The 1,654-nt window shown below is 68.4% G+C and carries 1 protein-coding gene; it reads right to left on the bottom strand.

The features are described 5' to 3' along the window. Positions 1–15 precede the first annotated feature (15 nt). A complete protein-coding gene (locus tag HH310_RS42960; RefSeq protein ID WP_169181544.1) occupies positions 16–1,539 on the bottom strand; it encodes a hypothetical protein in 1,524 nt (507 codons plus the stop codon). Positions 1,540–1,654 lie beyond the last annotated feature (115 nt).

Here is a 1,654-nt window from a genome sequence, read left to right as displayed (position 1 = left end):
GAGTCTTCTTCTTGGTTATGGGGGTTTAGGGAGTCTAGTCCCTGTTCGGGTGTTGTGTGGTTGGTGGGTTTTGAGGATTTTGCTGGTGTTGTAGGCGGCGGTCAGGGCGAGGATTTCGCTGTGCTGGGCGTTGCCGCGGGTGTGTAGGTGCCGGTCGGTGCGTAGCAGGTGGGCGAAGACGGGTTCGATCATGGGGCTGCGGCGGCGGTAGCGGGTTTGGTTGTCGGGGGTGGCCAGGCGGGCGGCCATGTGCTGGCGGTGCTCGGTGTGGACGGTGGTGAGGTGGCCGTGGGTTTGGTGGTGTTCGCTGGTGACGCAGATCAGCAGGGTGCCCTGGATCGGGGCGGGCTGGGTCAGGGCGTGGATGGAGGCGAAGCCTGAGTCGGCGAGGTGGTGGCCGAACGGGCTGGTGATGCCGGCCTGGGCGCAGTTGGTGGCGGTGGCGGCGAGGTTCGGGAACAGGCCGGGGTAGTCGTTGGCGTGCGGGGAGAGCAGTGCGGCGGTGATGAGCTGGCCGCCGGTGACGGTCAGGGTGAGCAGCCGGCCCAGGACCCAGCGGGTCACGTTTTTGCCTTTGAGTACGCGCGCTTGCGGGTCGGTGGTGCTGGCCCGGGTGGGTCCGTCGCGGGCTGCGGGGCTGTGGCGGGCGGTGTCGAGGCGGTTCTGGGCGCGTTGCAGGGCTTGGGTTTTGGCGCGGATGTGGGGATGCTGCTCGGGTGGGTGCGGGGCCGGCCCGCGGGGTTTGTGCCCGGCGGCGCGTTTCGCCGTCCAGGCGTCGTATTTTTGTTGCTGCGCGGCGCGCATCGCGTCCAGTTCGTGGCGGTGCCGCTCGACCCGGTCCTGCCAGCGGCGGACCTGGTCACCGTGGGCGGGCTGCTGCTTGTCGCGGGCCTGTTGCCGGGCGTGTGTCTCGGCCTGATGCAGCCGGTCCAGGCGCACCAGCAGCAGTTGCTCGGCGCGCAGCAGCCGGGCGCTGTGCTCGACGAACCCGGCGACGTCGGTGTCGGCCAGCACGGCCAGCCGTTCCCGCAACGCCTGTAACTGTTGCTCCGCCTCGGCGATACGCACCGTGATCGTCGCCGCCGGCACTGCTGTGGACAACGCCGCCGGCACCGCCACCGGGGTGGAATCGGTCGCGGTCAGTGACGCATCGAGCAGCCCCGAGCGGTCCCCGAGCGCCAGCACCGACACGAACAACGACTGCCACGCCTGCGGATGCCCGCCGATGAACCGGCGTAACGCCGCCGCTGACGGCAGCCGATCGCGCTGCCACACCACCCGTAACGACACCTGCTCGCGGCAGGCCCGGGCCATCGCCTGCGGGCTACGGATCCCCTGCCGGTAACACCAGAACACCGTGACCAGCATCAACCCCGGCTCATACGGCAGCCCACCCACCCCGTCCGAACGGTAATCCGCCTCGAACCCCGATACATCCAAGCGCTGCACCACAGCGGCCAGCTCGAAGATCAGCGGATCCGCCCACCCCGCCACCCGCTCCGGCACCGGCTCCTGCTGCCCACGATAACGTCGCCCCATAGCCGCACAATGACACCCAGAAACCCACACAACCAACAAACCACCCTAACGGGCTACAGCAACCACACCACAGTGGAATCGACCAGAACCCAAAACGACACAAAGCAGAAGACTC

It is taken from the genome of Actinoplanes sp. TBRC 11911 (assembly GCF_012933445.1).
In the GTDB taxonomy this organism is placed as follows: domain Bacteria; phylum Actinomycetota; class Actinomycetes; order Mycobacteriales; family Micromonosporaceae; genus Actinoplanes.
This window is presented reverse-complemented; position numbering and strand designations above follow the sequence as displayed.